This window comes from Nonomuraea mangrovi (assembly GCF_042681425.1).
In the GTDB taxonomy this organism is placed as follows: domain Bacteria; phylum Actinomycetota; class Actinomycetes; order Streptosporangiales; family Streptosporangiaceae; genus Nonomuraea; species Nonomuraea mangrovi.
On record NZ_JBHUFV010000061.1, the window covers coordinates 731,599 to 755,344 of the forward strand.

The 23,746-nt window shown below is 70.7% G+C and carries 16 protein-coding genes; 6 read left to right on the plus strand and 10 right to left on the minus strand.

The features are described 5' to 3' along the window. The 3 genes from ACFSKW_RS42420 (at nucleotide 1) to ACFSKW_RS42430 (ending at nucleotide 4,383) form a co-directional block, all read left to right on the plus strand. Nucleotides 1-1,452 (plus strand): alpha-lytic protease prodomain-containing protein, encoded by a 1,452-nt coding sequence (locus ACFSKW_RS42420; RefSeq protein ID WP_379579961.1) that lies wholly within the window; start codon nucleotides 1-3, stop codon nucleotides 1,450-1,452. A 205-nt stretch (nucleotides 1,453-1,657) separates the two neighbouring features. Then, nucleotides 1,658-2,680, plus strand: a complete 1,023-nt coding sequence (locus tag ACFSKW_RS42425) for an LLM class flavin-dependent oxidoreductase (protein ID WP_379579962.1) — start codon at nucleotides 1,658-1,660, stop codon at nucleotides 2,678-2,680. Nucleotides 2,681-3,132: 452 nt separating this feature from the next. Continuing rightward, nucleotides 3,133-4,383, plus strand: a complete 1,251-nt coding sequence (locus tag ACFSKW_RS42430) for an esterase/lipase family protein (RefSeq protein ID WP_379579964.1) — start codon at nucleotides 3,133-3,135, stop codon at nucleotides 4,381-4,383. A gap of 168 nt (nucleotides 4,384-4,551) precedes the next feature. Here ACFSKW_RS42430 and ACFSKW_RS42435 read toward each other — a convergent pair whose 3' ends face one another. From ACFSKW_RS42435 to ACFSKW_RS42455, 5 genes are all read right to left on the minus strand, one after another. Continuing rightward, entirely contained in the window at nucleotides 4,552-5,013 is a 462-nt protein-coding gene (locus tag ACFSKW_RS42435) for a hemerythrin domain-containing protein (RefSeq protein WP_379579966.1), read from the minus strand. Nucleotides 5,014-5,180: 167 nt separating this feature from the next. Further along, entirely contained in the window at nucleotides 5,181-6,011 is an 831-nt protein-coding gene (locus ACFSKW_RS42440) for a carbohydrate ABC transporter permease (protein WP_379579968.1), read from the minus strand. Beyond that, the gene (locus ACFSKW_RS42445) at nucleotides 6,011-6,955 is read right to left on the minus strand and encodes a carbohydrate ABC transporter permease (protein WP_379579970.1); all 945 of its coding nucleotides are present in this window, start codon (nucleotides 6,953-6,955) and stop codon (nucleotides 6,011-6,013) included. Before ACFSKW_RS42445 ends, ACFSKW_RS42440 begins: the two co-directional genes overlap by 1 nt. Further along, nucleotides 6,955-8,307 (minus strand): ABC transporter substrate-binding protein, encoded by a 1,353-nt coding sequence (locus ACFSKW_RS42450; protein ID WP_379579972.1) that lies wholly within the window; start codon nucleotides 8,305-8,307, stop codon nucleotides 6,955-6,957. The genes ACFSKW_RS42445 and ACFSKW_RS42450 overlap by 1 nt, the downstream gene beginning before the upstream one ends. Before the next feature lie 7 nt (nucleotides 8,308-8,314). Continuing rightward, complete coding sequence (locus tag ACFSKW_RS42455; RefSeq protein ID WP_379579974.1) at nucleotides 8,315-11,458, minus strand: discoidin domain-containing protein; 3,144 nt, start codon at nucleotides 11,456-11,458, stop codon at nucleotides 8,315-8,317. Between the two features lie 205 nt (nucleotides 11,459-11,663). Here ACFSKW_RS42455 and ACFSKW_RS42460 point away from each other — a divergent pair, with 205 nt between their 5' ends. Both ACFSKW_RS42460 and ACFSKW_RS42465 read left to right on the plus strand, forming a co-directional pair. After that, on the plus strand, nucleotides 11,664-13,478 hold the full coding sequence (locus tag ACFSKW_RS42460) for a DUF5107 domain-containing protein (RefSeq protein WP_379579976.1): 1,815 nt from the start codon (nucleotides 11,664-11,666) through the stop codon (nucleotides 13,476-13,478). Between the two features lie 146 nt (nucleotides 13,479-13,624). After that, the gene (locus ACFSKW_RS42465) at nucleotides 13,625-14,419 is read left to right on the plus strand and encodes a glycerophosphodiester phosphodiesterase family protein (protein WP_379579978.1); all 795 of its coding nucleotides are present in this window, start codon (nucleotides 13,625-13,627) and stop codon (nucleotides 14,417-14,419) included. Between the two features lie 23 nt (nucleotides 14,420-14,442). Here the strand turns inward: ACFSKW_RS42465 and ACFSKW_RS42470 are convergent, their stop codons facing one another. Continuing rightward, the gene (locus tag ACFSKW_RS42470; RefSeq protein WP_379579980.1) at nucleotides 14,443-16,524 is read right to left on the minus strand and encodes an ATP-binding protein; all 2,082 of its coding nucleotides are present in this window, start codon (nucleotides 16,522-16,524) and stop codon (nucleotides 14,443-14,445) included. Then, on the minus strand, nucleotides 16,521-18,866 hold the full coding sequence (locus ACFSKW_RS42475; protein ID WP_379579982.1) for an ATP-binding protein: 2,346 nt from the start codon (nucleotides 18,864-18,866) through the stop codon (nucleotides 16,521-16,523). The genes ACFSKW_RS42470 and ACFSKW_RS42475 overlap by 4 nt, the downstream gene beginning before the upstream one ends. 342 nt (nucleotides 18,867-19,208) lie before the next feature. Here ACFSKW_RS42475 and ACFSKW_RS42480 point away from each other — a divergent pair, with 342 nt between their 5' ends. Beyond that, nucleotides 19,209-21,434: an ATP-binding protein gene (locus tag ACFSKW_RS42480; RefSeq protein WP_379579984.1), complete on the plus strand. Its 2,226-nt coding sequence runs from the start codon at nucleotides 19,209-19,211 to the stop codon at nucleotides 21,432-21,434. 178 nt (nucleotides 21,435-21,612) lie between these two features. Here the strand turns inward: ACFSKW_RS42480 and ACFSKW_RS42485 are convergent, their stop codons facing one another. The 3 genes from ACFSKW_RS42485 to ACFSKW_RS42495 form a co-directional block, all read right to left on the minus strand. Next, a complete protein-coding gene (locus ACFSKW_RS42485; RefSeq protein WP_379579986.1) occupies nucleotides 21,613-22,047 on the minus strand; it encodes an ATP-binding protein in 435 nt (144 codons plus the stop codon). Further along, the gene (locus ACFSKW_RS42490) at nucleotides 22,044-22,238 is read right to left on the minus strand and encodes a DUF5999 family protein (protein WP_379579988.1); all 195 of its coding nucleotides are present in this window, start codon (nucleotides 22,236-22,238) and stop codon (nucleotides 22,044-22,046) included. Before ACFSKW_RS42490 ends, ACFSKW_RS42485 begins: the two co-directional genes overlap by 4 nt. 153 nt (nucleotides 22,239-22,391) lie before the next feature. Then, the gene (locus tag ACFSKW_RS42495) at nucleotides 22,392-23,744 is read right to left on the minus strand and encodes a 6-phospho-beta-glucosidase (RefSeq protein WP_379579990.1); all 1,353 of its coding nucleotides are present in this window, start codon (nucleotides 23,742-23,744) and stop codon (nucleotides 22,392-22,394) included. Nucleotides 23,745-23,746 lie beyond the last annotated feature (2 nt).

The window sequence follows — 23,746 nt, forward strand, 5'->3', positions numbered from 1 at the left end:
ATGCTTCGCCGCACCCGAGCGCTGATCGCGATCGCGATCGGCGCGTTAGCCCTGTCCTCGACCCCCGCCATCGCATCGGCTCCCGCCGAGACCAACCCGCCCAAGGGGCTCCTCGAGGCCATGCAGCGCGACCTCGGCCTCACCCAGGAACAGGCCGTCAAGCGCCTGGCCAACGAGCAGCGGGCCGCGCAGACCGCTCCGGGACTCGCCAAGAACCTCGGTGGCGAGTTCGCCGGCAGCTGGGTCGAAGGCCCGGAGAGCACGCTGATCGTGGCCACGACCAACGCCTCCAGGCGCCGCGTGGCCGGCGCCCAGGTCAAGGTCGTCGCGCACTCCCTCGCCCAGCTCGAAGCGGCCAAGCAGGCCCTCGACAAGACCGCGTCCAACGCCCCCAAGACCGCCCCCGTCTGGTACGTCGACGTGCGGACCAACAGCGTCGTGGTCCTCTCCTCCAACCCCGCCGAGGCCGAGGCGTTCGTCGCGGCCAGCGGCGCCGACAAGGCGCTCGTCAGGGTCGAGCAGTCGGGCGAGCAGCCCGTGCCGTACGCCGACGTCCGCGGCGGCGACGCCTACTACATCGGCAGCGGCTCCCGGTGCTCGGTCGGCTTCTCCGTGACCAAGCCGGGCACCAACGGCGGATTCGTCACCGCGGGACACTGCGGAAGCACCGGCGCCACCACCCGCGGCGCCAACCAGCAGGCCCAGGGCACCTTCCGCGGCTCCTCCTTCCCCGGCAACGACTACGCGTGGGTCGAGGTCAACAGCAGCTGGACCCCCGTCGGCGTCGTCAACGGCTACAGCGCGGGCATCATCCCGGTCAACGGCTCGACCGTCGCCCCCGTCGGCTCCTCCATCTGCCGCGCCGGCTCCACCACCGGATGGCACTGCGGCACCGTCCAGCAGCTCAACACCAGCGTCACCTACTCCCAGGGCACCGTCTACGAGGTGACCAGGACGAGCGTCTGCGCCGAGCCCGGCGACTCCGGCGGCTCCTACATCTCCGGCAACCAGGCGCAGGGCGTGACCTCCGGCGGGTCGGGCAACTGCAGTTCCGGCGGCACCACCTACTTCCAGCCGGTCAACGAGATCCTCTCCGTCTACGGGCTCACCCTGGTCACCGGCGGCAGCAACCCGCCCACCGGCTGCCAGAACTACCGCGAGATCTACAACGGCTCGCTGAGCAACGGCCAGAACCAGTACCAGCCGAACAACTCCTACTACCAGTCGACCGTGTCCGGAACCCACGCCGGCTGCCTCGACGGGCCCAGCGGCGTCGACTTCGACCTCTACCTGGAGAAGTGGAACGGCTCCTCGTGGGCGCAGGTCGCCAAGAGCGACAGCGCCAACCCGGACGAGTCGATCAGCTACAACGGCACCGCCGGCTACTACAGGTACCGCGTCAACTCCTACTCCGGTTCGGGCTCCTACACGCTGGGCGTGAACAGGCCGTGAGCCGTGCGGCGGCCACCGGCCTCCTGGTGGCCGCCGCACCGCCTTCGTCGTCACGCACCCGCGGCCGCGCTCCCGCCGGCTGTCCCCCTGGACAGAGCCCACCCCGCGCAGGGGGTGGGCTCGACCCATGCGTGCCGTACGGGGAGGGAGAACCCGCAGGTCCGCGCCCTGGAATAGACCCGTGTGCGCGCGGGTTGGCCCAAAGATGACCGATCAGATCAGGGGCGTCGCGCGCGGCCGGGCCGACGTGCCGCTCTCCATCCTCGACCTGGCCACCGTCAGCACCGGCGGCAGCGCCACCGACGCGCTCAGGACCAGCACCGATCTCGTACGGCGGGCCGAGCGCTGGGGCTACCACCGCTACTGGGTCGCCGAGCACCACGGCATGCCGAGCGTCGCCAGTTCCTCCCCTGCGGTACTGATCGCCCACCTCGCCGCCCACTCCGAGACGATCAGGCTCGGCTCGGGCGGTGTCATGCTGCCCAACCATCCTCCGCTGATCGTCGCCGAGCAGTTCGCCACCCTGCACGCGCTCCACCCCGGCCGCATCGACCTCGGCCTGGGCCGCGCCCCTGGCACCGACCCCGCCACGGCCAGTGCGATGCGCAGGGGCGACGCCGACGCCTTCCCCGAGGAGGTGGCCGCGCTGGCCGCCTTCCTGGACGGCGAAGCGCCAGGAGGCCTGCAGTCCTACCCGCTCAACGCCGACCGGCCGCCCATCTGGCTGCTCGGCTCCAGCGGCTTCAGTGCCCAGCTCGCGGGCATGCTCGGGCTTCCCTTCGCCTTCGCCCACCACTTCAGCGCCGAGAACACCGAGCCGGCGCTCGAGCTCTACCGCACGCGGTTCCAGCCGTCGCAGTGGCTCGACAAGCCGTACGCCATGATCGGCGTCAATGCGGTCGCCGCCGACACCTCCGAGCAGGCCCTGCGCCTGGCCCGCACGACCGCTCTGGCGATGCTGCGCCTGCGCCGCGGCCGGCCGAGCCCCATCCCCTCCCCCGAGGAGGCCGAGGCCCACCCCTACGCCGAGGTCGAGCAGACCTTCGTCGACGGCTATCTCCGCAACGTCGTCAAGGGCACGGGCGCCGAGGTCCGCGCGGGCCTGACCGCCCTGCGCGACCGCACGGAGGCGGACGAGCTGATGATCACCACAGGCGTGTACGGCGGCGCCAACCGCCTGCGCTCCTACGAGCTGATCGCCCAGGCCTTCGAGCTGGACCTGCCGTAGTCCGCGCGCACCCCCGAAGGGCTCAGGACGGGCAGGCTCACGCCGCCAGCAGCAGGACCAGCCCGGCGAGCAGCACCACGGCCGCGCGCGCCAGGGAGGTGGCGGACACCGGCGCCTGCCCAGGCTGCCGCGGAAGGCCTCGAAACGACGTCGAACGCGGTGTCGGCTCTCATCTTGTCCCGCGCGAGCAGGAAGGTGAGCACCATCACCGCCCTTCCGAGGGCGAATCCGGCGCCCGCCATGAGGGCGTCGGACCACGACCCGAGCAGGAAGAGCGCTGGATTTTGTCCGTTGTGAATGGCCCATACCCGGCTCCGCTCCGGCGGGTGCCACCGATCGCGCGGTCGACACGCACGCGGGCGCGGACATGGCGTCCGCCCACATTGACCCCGCGCCCCTGATCCGGCGAACTGAACACATCTGTCTCGGCGCAACAGGTTCTGGGAGATGTGATGCGACGACGCCCTTGGGGACGAGCGGCTGCCGCCTTAACGCTGGCGGCCTGTGCACTGTTCACGACGCCTGCCGCGCCCGCCGCCGCGGCGGGGCCGGTCACGCTGGAGGCCACCTACACGACGGGACTCGAGAACGGCTGGGCGCGGGTCGAGCGCTACAGGGACGGCTCCAGCGGATTCCAGGCAGAGACCTATCCCCCGGACGGGCGCGGCGACCACACGGGACAGACGAAACGCCTGTTCGGCGATGTCGCCCGCCCGCACTCGTCGAGATTCCTGCTGTATCACGCGCCGGGCTGGCAGACCGGCGCCAAGGCCACCCCCGTGTTGTTGGTGCACGGCGCCAACCAGACGGCGGACCTGGCATGGGCGAACCCCAACGCGCGCGGCTCGTACGGCTGCGGCCAGGCGAGCTGCCCGACGACTGGGCTCATGCAGCACCTCGACGCGCAGGGCTACAAGGTGTTCGCGATCGGTTTCCCGCACGTCACGGGGGACGGCTACTACTGGTCGGAGCAGATCCACGACGCCGTCGCCCAGATCAGGGCCAAGACCGGCGCGGCCCAGGTGGACGTGATCGGCTGGTCCAAGGGCGCGTTCAACGCCCGCATGTACGTCTCGTCCCTGCGCAGGTCCTGGGGAACGGCGTACGCGGGCGACGTCAGGAAACTGGTCCTCGTCGGCGGGCCGAACAAGGGCTTCGACTGGGGCTACCGGCACGGCTGGACCCACGATTTCGCGATATTTCCTGAATGCGGGGGCTCGTTGAACGCTCCCGCCCCGCACACCCGGATGGTCTGCTATGGCCTCTGGCGCGACCACCCCGAGCTGAGCTATGAGGGCGACGCCTATCCGGGCTCTGACGACATGCTCTACCGCTGGGACGACGTCTACCCGCTGCCCGCCGCCGAGCAGGACTGGTACACCACCTACTACGGGGGCACCGGCTTCTACACCGCCGGCCGCGGCATCCAGTACGCCATCGACAGGGGCTCGCTGGTCAGGTCGCTCATCACCGCGGGCACCCCCGCGAGCGTGCCGGTCTACCAGCTCTGCGGCAACTCCCCCGACATGGCGCTGCTGCACAACGAGCACACCGGCCCCTCCGACGGCGCGGTGTTCGTCGCCAGCTGCACCGCCGCCGACGGCGTCGCCAACCGGTCCGCCGCCGCGACGCTCGCACTCAACCACCTCAAGCTCGGCTGGGCCACGAACGCCATGAACCAGATCACCACCTGGCTCGGCTGAGCCGGTTCACGCCGCCCGCCATGCCCGGCCATGCCGACGATAGTGCCGTCGACCATCCCGTCGACCCAGCCGATGACCATGCCGATGACCATGCCGGCGGCGCCTGGCCGCGTGCCGTACCTCGCTTCTTGGGGTACGGCACGCAGCGCCGGAGACCCGCGGGATCGGTCACTCCCCGCCGATGTCGATCTCGTAGGCCTGGTACAGCAGGTCCGTCCCTCGCTGCCGGTGGCGGCCCAGCGCGACCAGGACCGCGGTCAACCGCTCTCTCACGCGCGCCATGGCGGCCTCGTCGGGCGCTGAGAGATCCTCCTCCGCGGCGGCGAGCCCGGCAGCGATGTCGTCGTGCTCCCGATGCAGCCGCCGCAGCATGCCCTCCAGCCGCGGCGCCTCCGCCCGGATCTCGTCGAAGAGGCCGTCAGGGCCCTCGACGATCGAGATGTGCGCGGCGAACGCCTCCCGCACCTGGGCCACGGCAGGCGCCAGTCGCCGAGCCCTGTCGTCGGCAGGGCCCGCCGACAGCGCGGCCAGTGCTTGTTCGAGCTCGTCGCACGCGCGACGCAGATGGGCACGGCGCATCCGGAGCGTCGCGAGCTCCTCCTCGGGAGGAGTGACGGGGTCGTCGGACATGGTCTCTACTCGATCGCGCGTTGCCACGGCCTGAGCCGTATGCGGACATCTCCCACGGTACGACCCCGGCCCGCCGGTTGACATCCCACGCTGCGAAGACCGGCCTCCCGCCCGCCAGGATCCAGGCGGACGTCGCGTGGGCCGCCCGGAGCCGAGCGGGACGGTCCCTACTTGCCCGCGCCCAGGGTCAGGCCGGTGATGATGCGGCGGGCCAGCAGGAGGTACAGGGCCAGCATGGGCAGCACCACGATCGCGACGCCCGCGATCAGCCCGCCGTACTCCGACTGGTAGGTCGCCGCGCCGTAGAAGGTGAACAGCGCGCGGGCCAGGGTGAAGCCCGAGTTCTCCTGGATGAACACGATGGCCAGCAGGGTCTCGTTCCACAGGCCGATCGCGTTGAGTATCAGCGCGGTGACCATGCCGCCGCGGGCCAGCGGCAGCGTGATCGAGACGAACGTGCGCAGGGGTGAGGCGCCGTCGAGGGCGGCGGCCTCCTCGGTCTCCTCGGGAAGGGTGCGGAAGAAGCCGGTCAGGAGGAACACCGTGAAGGGCACCGACAGGGCCACGTAGAGCACGTAGAGGCCGAACAGGCTGTTGGTCAGCCCGAACGCGGCCAGGCCGACGAACAGCGGAATGATCACGGTCTGCATGGGGACGCCCATGCCGATCGCGAGGAAGCCGGTCAGGGCCCCCGACCCGCGCACGCCGAACCGGCTGAGCGCGTAGGCGGCGGGAGCAGAGACCAGCACGATCGAGGCCGAGGCCGCCGCCACCAGGACCACGGTGACCATGAACGCGTGGCCGAACTCGGCCTGGTTCCATGCGTACAGGTAGTTGCGGAACGGATTGCCGCGGGCGAACCACGTGTACGGCAGGCCGAACGGGTCACGGAAGATCTCCAGCGGGGTCTTGAACGACGCCGCGACCAGCCAGTACAGCAGGAGCACGTTGAGCGCGGTGAACAGCCAGACGGCCGTCCTCCCCGTGAGTCTGAGCATCAGTATTCGAGCCTCTCTCTGCGCATCACCCGGCGTAGCGCGGTCACGAGCACGGTCACCAGGACGATCATCACGACCGCGCAGGCGCAGGCCGTGCCGTACTCCGGGGTGCCCTGCGCGCCGAAGGACCGGTCGTAGACGTAGATGGCCAGCGTCCAGGTCCTGCTGGGCGGCAGGTAGGTGCCGGGTCCCGCGAGCACGAACACCATCTCGAAGATCTTGACGGCGCCGATCGTCCAGAGCACCCCTGCGATGCCCACCACGTCCCAGGTCAGCGGCAGTGTGACGGCGCGGAACTGCTGCCAGGGCGAGGCCCCGCACAACTCGGCGTCCTCGTACAGGTAGGGCGGGATGCGGTCGACCGCCGCCATCATGATGGTGATGTAGAAGCCCGCGCTGGACCAGACCAGCGCGCCGATCACGACCCAGGTGACGTTCTCGGGGCGCAGGAATCCGGCCGCGGGCAGGCCGAGCGACTCCAGCAGGAAGTTGGCCAGGCCCTGCCGTCCGGGGTTGTACTTGAAGACGAACCCGAAGAACATGCCCAGCGCCACCGGCGCGACGATGTTGGGGAAGAACAGGATCGCTCTGACCGTCTTCGAGGCCCGCATGCCCCTCAGCACCATCGTGAACAGGAAGGCGAACACGAACGTGCCCGCCCCTCCCACCACGATGTAGCCCAGCGTGTTGACGAAGGCGTCGCGGAACGACTCGCTGCCCAGCAGCCTGCCGTACTGCTCCAGGCCGACGAAGGTGACCGGGCCCGCGCCCGACCAGCGAGTGAAGCCGAGCACCACGGTCGCGACGGCGGGGCCGACGAGGAAGACGACGTAGAGCGCGATCGCGGGCAGCGTGAACGGCCAGAACAGCCGCCGCCGGTTGCGCAGGTGGGGGGTGACAGCGGCGGGCAGGGCGCGCCTGCCCGCCATCACGGCCTGTGCCATCAGCCCTGCGTCTTCCAGAACGCCGCGGTCGCCGTGGCGAGCCTGTCCACGAACGCGGCGGGAGTCAGCCTGCCCCTGAGCAGGTCGTTGTCGGCCGGGAAGAACACCTGCTCGGCGAACTTGCCGTCGGCGACGCCGTCCAGCCCGTCCATGAAGAGGGTGTGCTTCTTCGCCGGGTCCTCCAGGGCCGCCTTGAGATCGGCCAGGTCGGACGGGACCGGCAGGTCGCTGCGCGGGGTGAGGCTGTCGGCGACCGCGGGCATGCCGGCGAGCAGGTCGCGGGTGAGGAAGTAGGCGATGAACGCCTTGGCCGCCTCGGGGTGTTTCGCCTTGGCCGTGACGCCGAACGCGATCTGCTGCACCTCGATGACGTCGTGGGCGGCGCCGTCCGGCAGGGGGAACTGGAAGGAGCCGTAGTCGATGCTCTGGCCGCCGCCCTGCTTGGCGAGGTACTCGCGGGTCTCCGTCGGGCCCCAGCTGCCCATGAACAGGTAGGCGGCGTCACCGTCGGCCCAGCGCTGCTGGATCTGCGGGAACTTGCCGGCGTCCCAGCCGTCGACCAGGTGCGTCGCGATCCTGGCGGTGTGCTCGGCCGCCTTGAGGAAGCCAGGCTCGCTCTTCCACAGCTGCCCGGTCGGGTCCTGCGCCGCCTTCGCCAGCCCGCCGGGGCCGACGTACCGGGCGGCGAGCTGGTCGAAGTACCAGGCGGCGTAGTAGCCGATGTCCCCGTCGAGCGCGACGGACCTGTCTCCGAGCAGCGCGTACAGCTCGTCCATGGTCCGCGGCGCCTTGAACCCGGGAACCTTCTTCTTGTCGTACCACCAGGCGTTGCCCATGACGATGTACGGCACCGCGAACAGCTTCCCCGCGTCGTCCTTGATCGCCGGGGTGTCGCGGTAGGCGGCGGGCAGCACGTCGCGCACCGTGCCGTCGCCGGTCTTCATGTCCAGCACGTCGTCCATGGGCCGGGTGCCGCGGGCCGAGACGATCGCGGCCCTGATGTTGGTGAGATCCTGGTCGAACAGGTCGGGGACGGTGCCGGTGTTGAGCGCGGGCAGCAGGTTCTGCCGCAGGTAGGCGCGGCCCAGCCACTGGATGGTGACCTTGACGCCGGTCTTCTTGGTGAAGCAGTCGGCGGCGTGGCGCAGGACCTTGCCCTGCGGCTCGTCCTTGGTCCACATCGACCAGTAGGTGAGCTCCTTGTCCGCGGCGGGTTTGGTCCCGGCCTCGGGGCAGGCGGTGGTGAAGTACGCGGCTGCGGTGGGGAGCGAGAATTCGTCCTCGGCGGGGGCTGCCGGAGCGCCGCAGGCGGTCAGGGCTAACGCGAGGACCGCCATACATGTCCTTTTCATGCTTCTCCTAGTGAACTTCCAGCTCGGCGAGCTGCATGTGGTACGGGTCGTTGCGGTGGGCGGTGCCGACGACCCGGACGTGCCGCGCCGTGATGGGCGCGAAGGAGAAGCTCTGCGCCGTCGCACCGGGCCGCGGATATCCGGTCCTGGCGGCGACCGACGTCCAGGAGGAGCCGTCGGCCGAGACCTGGATCGTGAAGTCCACGGGGAAGCCGTTGCCCGTGTTCTCGCCGTCCGACCTGGCGTAGAGGTCCACGCGGGAGACCAGGCTCGGGCCGCCGAGGTCGACGGCCGCCCATTCGGTACGGCTCGCCGCACCGGGCAGGCTGCTCCAGCCCATCGAGTGCCAGAGCGCCGAGCGCGAGCCGTCGGTGAGGTCGGCCCGCAGCCAGCCCTCGTTGAGGTACTCCACCGAACTGGACGCGGTCACCGGCCGTCCGGCGGCCAGGTTGCCACCGACGGCCTCGATCTCGGCCAGCTGCATGTGGTAGTGCCCGAGCTGGTCGGTGCTGAGGTTCGTGCCGGTCACCTTGATGTACCGGACGCCGGTGGTGGGGAACGGGAACGTCTGCGCGCCCGCGCCGGGCCGGGGGAAGCCCGTCCTGGTCGCGACCGTCGTCCAGGACGAGCCGTCCGCCGAGACCTGGACCGTGAAGTCCACGGGGAAGCCGAGGCCGGTGTTCGAGCCGTCGGCGCGGGGGTGGAGGTCGATCCTGCTCAGCGGCCTGGAGCCGCCGAGGTCGACCTGGATCCACTCGGTGTGGTTGGTGCCCATGTTCGCCGCTGAGCTGCTCCAGCCGACGCCGGTGCGGGTGCCGTCCACGGCGGCGGGGGCGGACCAGCCGTCGCCCTCGTAGGAGCTGGACGCGGTCACGGTGCGGCCCTCGGCCGGGTTGGTCTCCGGGTTGATCCGCACGTTGTCGAAGCGGGCGCTCGCGCCGCCGGTCACCAGGGCCAGGCCGCCCACCGGGTAGGCGTCGTCGGTGACGGTGAGGACCTTCCTGGCCCCCGCGTACACCGTGATGGTGCCGCCGCGCGCGGCCACCCGCAGCCTGGTCCACTGGCCGGAGACGTAGCCGGGCACGGAGGCGGAACCGAGCGCCACGCCGCTGCGGTAGACGAAGACCTGACCGTTGTCGCGCAGCGCGACCAGGTAGCCGGTGTCCATGTCGGTGGCGTTGAGGTTGCGCACCATGAGCCCGGCCCAGTTGGTGTTGCCGCCGCTCGCGTTCACCCCGGTGATGCGCAGGTCGACACCGGCCACCACGTCGCGGTAGGCCCGGCCCTCGAGCGCGGCCGTGACGCCCCAGTTGGCGGAGGAGTCGGACTGGACGTACTCGCCGCCGCTGACCGACCAGGTGCCCGCGCTGTGCCGCCAGCTGGTCTCGCCCGCGGCGAAGTCGTCGGCGTAGGGGAAGCTCAGGTCGGGCCCGGGGGTGACGAGCGCGTCGAGGATCTGCCGGTGACGGTTGTCGACCTCAAGGCCGCTCTGCTCGTAGGAGACCGAGTCGGTGATGAGCGTGTTGGCGATGGCCCGTGCGGTGACCGGCTTGGTCCGCGCCAGCAGGTTGAGCAGCTCCACGTCCTCCAGGCCGTCCAGTTGGGCCTCGCTGCGCACGCTGTCGTAGATGTCGTAGGCGGCCTTGTTCGGCCGGACCAGCCAGTTGTCGCCGGTCTGCCAGTCGTCGAAGGTGTCGGACGGCCGGTTGAGGTCGCTGAAGTCCCACCAGAAGTTCCAGCCCCAGTGCAGGTAGCCGGTCCCGCCGATCTTCCAGGTGAGCCACGGAGTGAGCCGGGTGGAGGCCAGGTGGTAGGAGATGAATCGGTTCATCCGCTTGTCCTGCGGGACGATGCAGTTGTAGAGCCACAGATCCGCACCGCTCAGACGGCGGCGCTGGTAGTAGCCGACGTTCCCGTCGTAGAGGCCGGTGTACGGCGTCGCTGTGGTGAGGTCGCCCTCCATCGCGGGCAGCACGGCCAGGTGCGCCTCGTTGGTCAGCGGGTTGGGGAAGTACTGGCGGTACTTGGCGTAGAGCCATCGGGCCGCGTTGACCTGGTTGGCGGTGGACGGCTCGTCCAGCGCGCTCATGTAGAAGAGGTTCGTCCAGCCCTTGGCGTCCAGGTGGGCCTTGAGCGCGGGGAAGAGGCGGGTGAGGTAGGCGTTGGTCTCGGCGGTGTCGGGGTCGGCCAGGACTCGCTGGACGACGCCGTTCACCTTCTTGATCATGTCCAGCTTGACGACGTCGTTCGGCAGGCCCTCCAGCAGGTGGGGGGTGTAGATGTACTGCATCGCCCCGGCGTCGACGAAGGTCTGGACGAACCTGTCGAAGGTCCCCCAGCCGAAGGTGTAGTTGCCCGCGGCGTCCACGGTCGTGTCGGGGATGAGCAGGGCCTGAAAGTCGGCGAAGATCACGTTGTTGCGGTGCCTGGCGTGGTTGGCCGCGATGTTCTCGATGACCCGCCACCAGTTCGCGTCGAACATCTGCACGCCGTACTGGGCGGGTATGGACCTGATCGTGCCGTTGTAGTCCCAGCCCGCGGAGGTGAACCAGTTGTTCATCTTGAAGGTGGACCGGTCGGCGGGCGGGATCGTGACGTCGTAGACGGTGACCGCGACGTTCACCGCGACATCGCCTGCGTCGCTCCTGACGGTGGCGGTCCCGGTGTAGGTGCCGGGGGCCTGGGCCGCGGGGACGCGGACGCTGTAGTGGTAGGGCAGGGTGAGGTCGGCGGCCAGGGACTGCGGGGTGTTCTCCACCAGCGCGTCGTAGTAGGCGGTGCCGCCGTCGGGCGGGTTCTGGTGGACGCCGATCTTGGAGATGTGCGGGTGGTTGTACTCGCGTCTGACGGTGATCGCCGACGCGGGGATCACCGCGCCCGACTGGCTGCTCAGCGCGCCGGCGGCGACCTGGACGCCGGTCACCGGGGTGGTCGACCTGACCAGGATCTGGGCGGCCTCGGTCTCGCCGCGGGCGGCCCGCAGCGCGATCGACGCGGGGGCGCCGGACGGGCGGGTGCTGGAGGAGAACGCGCGGTCGGCCGCGCTCTGCACCCAGGCGGAGAGGGGGGCCGCCGCATGGGCGGGCACGGCCACGAGCATGGAGAGGATCAGGACGGATAACGCGGCGAGCGGGGCGGATCTGATTGCCATGGACGGCTCCTCACGAGATCCCCGAGCATGCACTAAAACGTTTCAAATTGCTGGACTGGACGGTAGATGTGCACAGAGCTGTCGTCAATGACTTGTATTCGGACTGTTATACGCACCGGTCGCCTCATTGACAGACGCGCCAGGAGGTCCCTAGCGTTCGCACCGGATCTCCTTAAAACGTTCCGCGCGAAGGGGTCACCACCGGATGAAGCTCACCATCGCCGACGCCGGGCCGGTCAGCCCGCTCCCGATCCTGCGGCCCCCGGCCGTGCCGATCGCCGACTTCGGGCACCCGCCCTCGATGCTCCCCTACGGCAGGCGCGACTCCTACGGGCGCGACCCCGTCGAGCGGGAGGTGCCTGCGGTCACGCTGGAGAACGAGCGGCTGCGGGCGGTGTTCCTGCCGGGGCTCGGCGGCCGGCTGTGGTCGCTGGTCGACCTCGCCACCGGCCGGGAGCTGCTGCACCGCAACCCGGTGATCCAGCCGGCCAACCTCGCCCTGCGCGACGCGTGGTTCGCCGGCGGCGTGGAGTGGAACCTCGGCACGACCGGCCACTGGGCGTTGACCTGCGATCCGCTGCACGCGGCCTGGGTGGACGCGCCGTACCCCGTGTTGCGGCTGTACGAGTACGAGCGGCTGCGGGGCCTGGTGGTCCAGATCGACGCCAGCCTCCCGCCCGGCTCTCCCGCCCTGGTCGTGTCCGTCGCCGTCCACAACCCGCGCCCGGAGACCGTACCCGTCTACTGGTGGTCCAACATCGCCGTCCCGCAGACGCCGGGCACCCGCGTCCTCGCCCCCGCCGCCCAGGCCGATCACTTCGGCTACGCCCAGCGCCTGACCACCGTCGCCTATCCGGGCGAGCCGGACTCCAGCTACCCCGCCACCTGGTCCGAGGCCGCCGACTACTTCTTCCACATCACCTCGGACACCCCCTGGATAGCCGCCGTCGACGCCGAGGGCCACGGCCTGCTGCACACCTCCACCTCCCGCCTGAAGGGCCGCAAGCTGTTCGGCTGGGGCACCTCCCCCGGCGGCGCCCGCTGGCAGCAGTGGCTGTCCGGACCCGGCGCCCCCTACCTGGAGATCCAGGCAGGCCTGGCGCGCACCCAGCTGCAGCATCTCCCCCTCCCTGGCGGCACCACCTGGACCTGGACGGAGACCTACAGCCCGCTGGCCCTCCCCCACCCCGACGCCCCCTACGACCGGGCCCGCGCGGCGGTCGAAGCGGCGGCGGGAACGCTCGCCCTGGCCCATCCCTCCCTTTCTGAGCACGCGGCCGGCGCGTGGACCGACCGCCCCGTCGCCGAGGCGGTCCACCGCGGATCCGGATGGGGGGCGCTGGAGCGCAGGGCCGGAGGGCTGCCGGAATCGTCGGCCACCCCGTTCCCCGACGACACGCTCGGGGAGGAACAGACGCCCTGGCTGGCCCTGCTGGAAGAGGGCGGGCTGCCGGGCGAGGCGGTGTGCGTGGTCGGGCCCCGCTGGCTGAGCCTGCTGCGCGGGGCGGCGGACTGGCACGGCCTCTACCACCTGGGACTCAACCTGTGGGCCACGGGCGACAGGTCCGGCGCCCAGGCCGCCTGGGGCAGGGCGCTGGCCGAACGGCGCCATCCGCTGGTCCTGCGTGCGCTCGCCGAGTCCCACCGGATCGGCGGCGACGACGCGGCCGCGGCCGTCCTGCTCCTGGAGGCGCACACGCTGGCGCCCGCCGTACGCCCGCTCACCGTCGAGACCCTCTCCGCCCTGATCGCCGCCGGCCGCCCCGCCGACGCTCTGGCGCTCGTCGACGGCCTCGATCCGGATGACCGCGCGCACGGCCGCACCCGTCTGCTGGAGGCCCAGGCCGCCCTGGCCGCGGGCGAGCGTGCCAGAACCGGCCGGATCCTGGAGGAGGGCCTGGTCGTACCCGATCTGCGAGAGGGCGAGGACGCCCTGGACGACCTGTGGTTCGCCTATCACGGCAGGGACTCCGAGCTCCCCGCGGCCTACGACTTCCGCATGAGCCGGCCGCGCGGATGAGCACTGCGCGAGCCCGCTGCCCCGTCCCCGACCCCGGCCCCGATGCCGGACCCGGCGAGGCCGCCATCCCCCGCGGCTGCGCAGGCTAGGCTCCACCCCGGTAGATCATCCGTTTCCGTTCGGCAATCTCCCCGGGGTGGCGCACGATGACGACACGCAGGACCAGGGTCACGTTGACGGCCGTCGCCTTCGCGGCAGGCTCGCTCGCCGGCCTCGCGCCGGCCACCGCCGCCTCCGGCGCGCCGGCGTGCCCGCTGGTCTTCGGACACGGCGGCTACCCGCAGGACCCGAGCGACATGGCGAAGGACCAGGTCCGCCAGCCCAACAACCGCCGTGGCGTCGACGACCAGAAGTCCTGGGGCGCCGGGGGCGTCGAGGGCGACGTCCAGCTCACCAAGGAAGGCACCAAGGCGGTGATGTGGCACAACACCTCCACCAACGGGCTGACCGGGCCCAGGCAGAACATCACCGACATCTGGTGGGCCTACGGGAGCGACAACCTGCAGGACCGTCGCATCCTCCGCGGCCCCTACAGCGGCGAGCGGGTGTACACGCTGCGCGAGTGGCTGGACTACGTGCGTTCCAAGGGCCTGGTCGCCCTGGTGGAGGTCAAACCCGAGACGAGGAGGGTGCTCGGCTCCAGCCACGCGGCGAAGGCGTGGAAGGAGATCTCGGACCCCATCCTCGAGCGGCAGGCCACACAGCGGATCATGGTCTACTCGACGGACTCCTGGATCCAGGGAGAGCTCGCCAGGAGGCACCCGGGGCTCCTCAAGGGATCGCAGGCCCAGTGGACCGACAGCGTCGGATGGAACGAGCCGCCACCGGCCTGGAGCGGCAACACGGCCCGATGGCAGGCGGTGCTGAACCGGTCTCCCAAGAGCGTGATGACCAACTACACCAAGGACTACCGGGCCTGGCTCGCAGGCAAGTGCGCCTGACCCTGGCCTGCCGGGCGGAACCGTCATGCGCCGACCGTGGAGAACATCCGGCGTTCCAGGCCGTACTTCGCCCCGGCGCGGAAGGCCGCTGTGAACGCCCGATCTCCCAGCGCCTCGCGGGACTTCTCCGCGCAGCGCTGATGCCACCTCGCGTGGTACCACAGCCGGGTGGGCGAGGCCTCCACCGCCTGCCACAACGCGTGGGCGGCTCCCAGCATCCATGCGGCCCTCTCGTGGTCCCCCCGGTCGCAGGCCGTCCACGCCAGCACCTCCATGCACTGCGTGAGACACCAGCGGTCGTTGATCTCCATGGTGAACTCGGCGGCCTCGCTCACCAGCTCCTCGGCTCGGCGGCAGTCGCCCAGGTTCCACACGGCGATGCCGAGCGAGAGCTGGGCATGACCGCGGGACATCGGCGCGTCATGGCTCTCGCACAGCGCCAGCAGTTCCTCGCCGAACCCGACCGCTCGCGCGGGGTCCTGCATGGAGCCGTAGGCAGCCGCGTAGTAGAGGTTGAAGGCCACGCTGTCGACGTCGCCGGCGGCGCGGTGGAGGGCGAGCGACTCCTCCAGGAGCGCGAGGCCGCGTTGGGGGTCGCCCGTGGAGAACGCGGCGACACCTGCGGTCCTGATGGCGAACGGCAGGACACCCTCGTTCCCCGGTCGCCGCGCCATGGTGTGGCACTCCTCCAGCTTCGGCATCGCCACGGCCAGGTCGCCCTGGCGGAGGGCGAGCATGCTGACCACCCAGAGCGCCATCGCCCGGGCGCCGTCCGCTCCCGGCACCAGGTCCAGGCCGCGCTCCAGCCAGTACCTGCCCTCGGTGAGCGAGCCGGCGAGGAGCCAGTACAACCACATCGCGGTTGCGGTCTCCAGCCCCTTGCCGGCGGTGCCAGGCTCGGCCAGGCACATCTCGAGCGCCGCCCGCACGTTGGGCAACTCCTGCCGCAGGAACCGGTAGCGCTCGAGCTGATCCGGTACGAGCCGGTCGATCCTGTGCCCCTCGACGACGTCCTTGAAGTGGTCGACGTACCGTCCGCGTAGTGCCGTCGCCTCCGCGGAGCCGAGCCGTTCGCACCCGTACGCGCGGATGCTCTCCAGCATGCGGTACCTGACGCCTGCCTCGGCCTGCTCGCCCACCAGGACCGACTTGTCCACCAGCCCGGACAGCAGGTCGATGACGTCGCCGTGGTCGATCTCGTCGCCCGCGCACACGGCCTCGGCGGTGTCGAGGTCGACCCCGCCAGGGAACAGCGACAGCCGAGCCCACAGCCGCTGCTCGGCGGGCGAGCAGAGATCGAAGCTCCAGTCCATGGTCGCGCGCAGGGTCCTGTGGCGTGGAAGCGCGGCGGGGCTCTCACCGGCCGGCACGTCGAACTGCTCCTCAAGCTCGCGGGTGAGCTGCTCCAACGGCACCGTGCGCAGCCGCACCGCGGCCAGCTCGATCGCCAGGGGAATCCCCTCCAGGCGCTGGGCCAGCCGCGCCACGCTCGCGGCGTTGCCTCTGTCGAGGGAGAAGCCGGGCCACACGCTCGCCGCGCGTTCCACGAACAGCCGCACCGAATCGTGCCTGGCGATGTCGCGTGGCGGGTGGCATTGGTCCGGCACGGACAGCGACGGGACCGCCAGCACCTGCTCGCCGCTCACCCCCAGGATCTGCCGGCTGGTCGTGAGGATCCGCAGCCGGGGAGCGCCCCGCAGCAGCCGGTCCACGAGGCGGGCGCAGTCGTCGAGCAGGTGCTCGCAGTTGTCCAGCACGAGCAGCATCCGCTTGTCCGACAGGTAGTCCACCAGCACGGTCATGGGGTCGCTTCCCGCGTCCCGCAGGCCCAGCGCCGCCGCGACGGTCGGCGCCAGCAGATCACCGGCCTCCAGGGTGGCCAGCTCGACCACCTCCACCCTGCCCTTGTACGCGCGCGCGACCGTCTCGGCGACCTTCGCCGCCAGCCGCGTCTTGCCGACACCACCCGTTCCCGTCAGGGTCAGCAGCCGCGTTCGGGACAGCATCCGCCTGGCCTCCGACACCTCGTGCCGACGCCCGACGAACCTGGACACCTCCACCGGCGGATCGGTCCTTACGGCGGGACCTCGCTCGGTCCTGCTCACGGCGCACCTCCGGAAAGGCTCTGGCCGTTCCCCGGCTCCTCCTGCCGGCTGACCCAGGCGGCGATCTGGACGCGCGAGCTGAACCCGAGCTTGCCGAGGATGTGCTCGACGTGTCCCTCGGCGGTCCGCTGCGCGATCACCAGCGCGGCCGCGATCGCCTTGTTGCTCATGCCCTCGGCGACCAGGCGGGCGATCTCCATCTCCCTGCGGGTCAGCGGCGAAGATCTCGGCGACGACTCGGGCTCGGGCGTGGCCTCCCGCATGGCGTACTCCAGAGCCTGGGCGGGGGTGAGCTCCATGCCCTTGCGGAAGGCCGCCTCGAACCCCCTGTCGCCCAGCTTCTGCCTGGCAGACTGCTCGCAGGCCTCATGATGTCCGGCGAGGTAGCCGAACAGGGGGCCGCCGAAGGAGCGCCAGATCTCCCGCAGCGCGCCGAGAAGCGTGGCCGCGCGCTCGCCGTCACCGTCGCCGCAGCTCATCCAGGCCAGGACCTCGATGCACAGGGCGTTGCCCAAGTGGTCGTCGAAGGGCTCCTTGAGCCGTACGGCCTCGCGTTCCATCTCGAGCGCCCGCTGGGTGTCGCCCTGCTTCCACACCTCGATCCCGTACGTCCACAGCGCGTACGACCGGAACCAGTTCTCGCGGCGCGGCTCGCAGATCGTCAGGCACTCCTCGAACGTCTCCACCGCCTGGGCGGACTCGCCGAGGGCCGAGAGCGTGGCGGCGAGATAGATCATCGAGTTGACCACGCCGATCTGGTCGCCCGCCGTGCGGCTGTGCTCCAGCGCCTCGCCGAGGAGGGCCCGCGACCTGGGAAGGTCCTGCTGGAGCAGGGCCGCGAAGCCGGCGACGTACAGGGCAGCCCCGGTGATCGCCGGGTCGCCGAGCCGGCGGGCCAGTTCCACGCATTCCTCGAGCAGGGTCGCGGCCATCGTGAAGTCGCTCTGCAGGACGGCGAGCCGCGCCTTGACACAGAGGGCCACGGCGCGCACGGGCGTCGGCTCGCCGTCTCCTGCGAGCAGGCGGTTGAACCAGCTCCTGCCCTCGTGCGGCGAGTCGGACGCGATCCAGTAGTACCGCAGCGCCGAGGCGATGATCAGGCCAGGTTCCGCCTCTCCCTGCACCTCGAGACAGAAGCCGAGGGCGGTTCTGAGATTGCCGTGCTCGGTGCGCAGGCGCGCGTACCAGGCCACCTGCTCCGGCCCGAACCAGCCCTTCTGCATGCGCAGCACCAGGTCCAGATACCAGTCGCGATGCCGGCGCCTCAGCTTCTCCTCTTGGCCCGCCTCGCGCAGCCGCTCTCTGCCGTACTGGCGGATGGTCTCCAGCAGCCGGTATCGCACCCCCGAGCGATGCTCCTCCCTGATGAGGATGGACTTGTCGACGAGGCCGATCACCAGGTCGACGGTCTCCTCGGCGGCGATGCCGTCGCCGGAGCACACGTGCTCGACCGCCTCGAGGTCGAGGCTGCCGGAGAACACCGACACGCGCGCCCAGAGGAGCTGCTCGTGCTCGGTGCACAGGGTGTAGCTCCAGTCGATCAGGGCCCGCAGCGTCCGCTGGCGGGGCAGCACCACCCGTGATCCCCCCGTGAGCAGCCGGAACCGGTCCTCCAGCCGGGTCAGCAGCTGGTGAACGGAGATCGCGCGCAGCCGGACGGCCGCCAGCTCGATCGCCAGTGGAATGCCGTCCAGGCTGCGGCAGATCCGGACCACGGCCTCCCTGTTGTCGTCGGTGACCTGGAAACCCGGCAGCACGGCCATGGCCCGCTCGGTGAACAGCCGCACGGCGTCGGACTCCTCCGACGCCTCCCTGGACAGCCGCGACAGGTCGCCGTCCGGCAGCGGCAGCGGCGGCACCACCGTCGTCTGCTCGCCCGCGACACCGAGCGCCTGCCTGCTCGTCGCGAGGATCCGCAGGTCGGGGGCGGAGCGCACCAGCGCCTCCGCCACGATGGCGCAGTCCTGCAGCAGGTGCTCGCAGTTGTCGAGGACCACCAGCATCTGCTTGCCGCGCATGTGCTCGGTGAGCACCTGGAGCGGGGGCCTGGTGGAGAGGTCCGCGATCTCCAGGGCCTCGATCACCGTCTGGACGAGCAGGTCGGGGCGCTCCAGCCCAGCGAGCTGGACCAGGCACACGCCGTCGCGGAACGCGCGCCGCACGTCGGCCGCGACCCGCTGGGCGAGGCGGGTCTTGCCGACACCGCCCACGCCGACGAGGGTCACCAGCCTGGAACCTGCCAGCATCCGCTTGACCTCGGCTATCTCACGCCGACGGCCTACGAAGCTGGTCAGCTCGGCCGACAGCCCACAGATCTGCGCTCTCTTCGCCGCCACCTCCATGACTGCTCCACCCGCGCAGCCCCTCCCGGCACCCCCTGCCGCCGGGGCTGAGCCGATGACACCCACAGTACGCCCGGGTGGTTTCTGATGGGTTTTACCGTTTTGTAAGGAATTGTCACAAGGATGCTGAGGTTGGATGCGTGTGGGGACTCGCGCAAACCTGAACGATGACGGCTCGGCTCCGCTCCATCGGGGACCAGGCAGGCAAGGCGATCGATGACAGCGCTGACGAGCGGCTCCAGACGGCAGAGGACGGCGAGGCTGCCGGCAGAGGTGACCAGTTTCGTAGGCCGCCGGCACGAAGTGGCGGAGGTCAAACGATGCCTGCCCCTCTCTCGTGCGGTGACCCTGACCGGCGTCGGCGGCGTCGGCAAGACGCGGCTGGCCCTCAGGGTCGCGCTCGACGTGGCCAGAGACTTCCGCGGCGGGGTGTGGTTCGTCGAGCTGGCGGCGGTGGAGAGCTCGGACATGCTCGCCCAGGTCGTGGTCGAGGCGCTGGGAATCCGCGACCACGGCCGCGGCTCGCCCGTGGAGGTGCTCACCGAGTACCTGCGGGACAAGCAGGCCCTGGTGATCCTCGACAACTGCGAGCATCTGGTGCACGAGTGCGCCGTCCTGGCCGAGGCGTTGCTGCGCGCCGCCCCCGAGCTGCGCATCCTGGCCACCAGCCGCGAGGCGCTCGGCTTCGCGGGCGAGCAGACGCTGACCGTGCCCACCCTCCCGTTGCCCGACCGCGACAGCGCGCGGGTGCCGATCGAGTCGCTCGCCAAGTGCGACGCCGTGTGCCTGTTCACCGAACGGGCCAGGGCCGTCCTTCCCTCGTTCGCCGTCACCGAGGACAACAGGGACGTCGTCGTCCGGATCTGCCGGCGGCTGGACGGCCTGCCGCTCGGCATCGAGCTGGCCGCCGTCAGGTTGCGCGCGCTGTCCGTCCAGCAGTTGCACGAGCGCCTGGACGACCGGTTCCGGCTGCTGACCGCCGGCTCGCGGGCCGTACTTCCGCGTCACCAGACGCTCCGCGCGCTGATCGACTGGAGCCACGCCCTCTGCTCCGAGAAGGAGCAGTTGCTGTGGGCCCGCGTGTCGGTCTTCGCCGGCGGCCTGGATCTGGAGGCGGCCGAGGCCGTCTGCTCGGGCGACGGCATCGCCCGCGAGGAGATCATCGACCTGGTCAGCGCCCTGGTGGACAAGTCCATCCTGATCCGGGAGGAACACGGGCCGCAGGTTCGCTACCGGTTGCTGGAGATCATCCGTCAGTACGGCATGGAGAGACTCCTCGCCACAGGCCGGTCGGCCGAGCTGCAACGGCGGCACCGCGACTACTACCGCGCGCTGGCGGCGCAGGCGCGAGAGGACTTGTTCGGGCCGTCGCAGATGGCCTGGTTCGCCAGGCTGCGACTCGAGCACGGCAACCTGCACACGGCTCTCGAGCACAGCTTCGCCGATCCCTCGGACGTCACCGGAGGCCTCGACATGGCCGCCGACCTGCTCTACCACTGGATCGGTGGATACGTGGGTGAGGGCCGCCGCTGGCTGGACCGCGGGCTCGCCGCCGACACAGGACCGAGCGAGGCCCGTGCCAGGGCGCTGTGGTCCGCCAGCTGGCTCGCCATCATCCAGGGCGACATCGCCTCCGCCACGACGATGCTCGAGGAGAGCCGGTCCATCGGAGAGCGGCTGGGGCTGGAACCGGTCATCGCCTACGTCACGCTCTACTCCGGGATGATCGCCATGTGCGAGGGCGACGCCGAGTCGGCCATCACCCTCTACAAGGAGGCTCTGACCCGGCACCGCGCCATCGGCGACCCCGTGGGCACGGCGCTGACCCTCATCCGGCTGTCCATGGCCTACTCCTTCAGCGGCGACTCTCCGCTGGCCATCTCGCTGGGCGACGACTGCCTCGCCCTGTCGGATGCCCACGGGGAGGGCTGGCACAAGGCGTACATGATGATGGCGGTCGGCGTGGCCGTCTGGCGGCAGGGCGACCTCGCGCGCGCGACCGAGCTCGAGACCAGAAGCCTGACCTTCAATCGCGAGCTCGACGACCCGCTGGGGGTCGGGATCAACCTGGAGGTGCTGGCCTGGATCGCCACCACCGAGAAGCAGTACCGGCGCGCCGGCCGGCTGCTGGGCATCCTGGAGACGCTGTGGCAGGCGATCGGAGCACCGCTGTCGGGATTCGGACATCTTTCGCACTATCACGACGAATGCGTGCGGCACACTCGCCAGGCGCTCGGCGACGCGGCCTTCGACACCGCGTTCAAGCAGGGCACCGAGCTCTCCTACGACGAGGCGCTCTCCTACGCCCTCCGCGACGACAAGCAGCTCGACGAGCAGCCGGCCGAGCCCAAGGCGGCGCCGCTGACACCACGGGAGACGGAGATCGCGCATCTGGTCGCCCAGGGCATGACCAACAAGGAGATCGCCGCCACCCTGGTGATCTCGCAGCGGACCGCCGAGGGGCATATCGAGCACATCCTGAGCAAGCTCGGCTACCACTCGCGCGCCCAGGTCGCGGTATGGATCGGCGAGCAGGCCAGGACGGCCGACGATGAGCCTCCCGCCTGAGGGAGGCCGCCAGGAGGGAAGCCGTCAATAGGGAAGCTGCCGCCCCGACGGCGTCCGCAGGTCCGGGGCGGGGCGGCCGGTCGGCGTCCTCGTCTTACGGATCCGGATCTTTCGCACGGTGACGGTTTCCTTCGAATGAGCCCGGGCCTGGTGGGCCCGGGCGGGACGGGTCCCGGACTTAGACGAGTCCGGGCGCGGGAAGCTCGAACCAGACGACCTTCCCCTCACAGGTATGGGCGGTGCCCCAGCAGCAGGCCAGATCGGCGAGCAGGAGGTGTTCGCGCCCTCCGCGACGCCGGGGCCACACCGGCTCCGCGTGCTCCACCTCGCAGCGCAACAGCCCGTCCTCGGCGCTGAGCGTGAGCCTGATCCTGTCGCTGCTGTGGCGTAGGGCGCTGTTCACCAGCTCGCTGACCAGCAGGTCCGCGACATCGGCCTGGTCCTGCAGTCCCCACTGCACCAGACGGGTGCGGGTCATCCGCCGCGCGCTCGGCAGGGCGGAGGGGGCGGACGAGAGCACCCAGGACGCCGTCCGGTCGCCGCCGCCCGGTACCGCGCGGGCGAGCAGGCCGTCGGCGAAGGCCAGGAGCCGGTTGGGGGCCAGGAGTTTCATGCCGCGTTCCCCACACGCTCAGGTCCGGTGAAGACGCTCCGGCCGTCCGGCAGCAGTTCACCGGAGTCATCGAAGATGACGACACCGTTGCACAGCAGCCCCCACCCCTGTTCCGGGTGAAAGGCCACCAGACGGGCCGAATCGTGATGCGGAGCGTCCGCCGGCGGACACGGTGGTTGGTGCTGACACATGGCTCGTTACCCTTCTGCCCATGACCGTGGTTCGGCTGAGCTCATGTCTAAGCAGTCAGCCTGCCCCGAGGGGGGGCACAAGCGAGACGGGATAAACCCCCGTATGAGTACCTATTAGGTAGAGCTAGGTACCTACGTAGTGCGTGCCGGGGGCTACGGGGTGCCCGGCAGAACGGCGGCCAGCTCGGGGATACGGGCGCGGTAGCCGTCGAGCAGCCGACGCGCCGTGCCGACCGAGTCGACGAGGGGATGCAGGGCGAACGCCTCGACCGCCAGGCGGGACGAACCCGTCATGGCGGCCTCGATGGCCGTCTGCTCGACCGCCTTGACCTGCTGCATGAGACCCAGGAACCGGCCGGGGAGCGGGCGGGTGGCGAGAGGCCTGATCCCCGCCCCGTCCACGACGCAGGGGATCTCGACGACCGCCTCCTCGGGCAGTCCTGGTACCGCGCTGCCGTTGCGGACATTGAGGATCATGGTGGAGGACTCACCGCGCGAGAGGGCGGCCATGAGGGCGAGCGCGATGCCTTCGTACCCTCCGGCCTCCAGGTCGGCGGCGTCCCGCTCGCCGGCGGCGGCGATGTCGCGGGTCTCGGCCATGTACGTCGCGTCACGCTCCCTGCGTGCCCTGACCCATGCGGTGAGTGCGTGCTCGGGCCGCTCCCGCACCGCCGCGTAGAACCGGTCCTGCTGCGTGACCAGGGACTCACCGCGCGTGTGTCCGGCGCCGTCGAGCGCCGCGACGGATTCGCGGGTGAAGTAGTAGTAGTACAGGTACTCGTTGGGCAGCGCGCCCAGGGTCCGCACCCAGTCGCCGCCGAAGATCCGCGCCTCCTCCACCTGCCGCAACGCGGCGTCGTCGGCGAGCAGACCCGGCAGCATGTCGCGGCCCTCATGGACGAGCCCGCGCAGCCAGCCGAGGTGGTTGAGCCCCACGTAGTCCGGTGACACGCGCGCCGGGTCGAGCCCGAGGGCGGCGGCGGCCCGCCGGACCAACCCGATCGGCGAATCGCAGATGCCGACCACCCGGTCGCCGAGCACGGCCCGCATGGCCTCGGTGATCATGCCTGCCGGGTTGGTGAAGTTGATGACCCAGGCGTGGGGCGCGAGCGCGGCCACCCGCTCGGCCATGCGCACGGCCACCGGGACGGTGCGCAACCCGAAGGCGACGCCACCCGGCCCGGTCGTCTCCTGGCCGAGCAGGCCCAGCTCCAGCGCGACCCGCTCGTCCGCCGTACGGCCCGCCAGCCCGCCGACGCGGATCGCGGAGAAGACGAAGGCCGCCTCGCGCAGCGCGGTGTCCAGGTCGGTGGTGGTCCGCACCAGCGGCGGGTGGTCGTGCTCGGCGGCGAGCCCGTCCAGGACGTGCCGCACGGCCGCCAGCCGCTCCGCCGACACGTCGTACAGCACCACCTCCTCGACACGGGGCTTGGCCGTGTCACGCAGCAGCGCGCCGTACACGAGCGGGACCCTGAAGCCTCCGCCGCCGAGAACGGCCAGTTTCATCG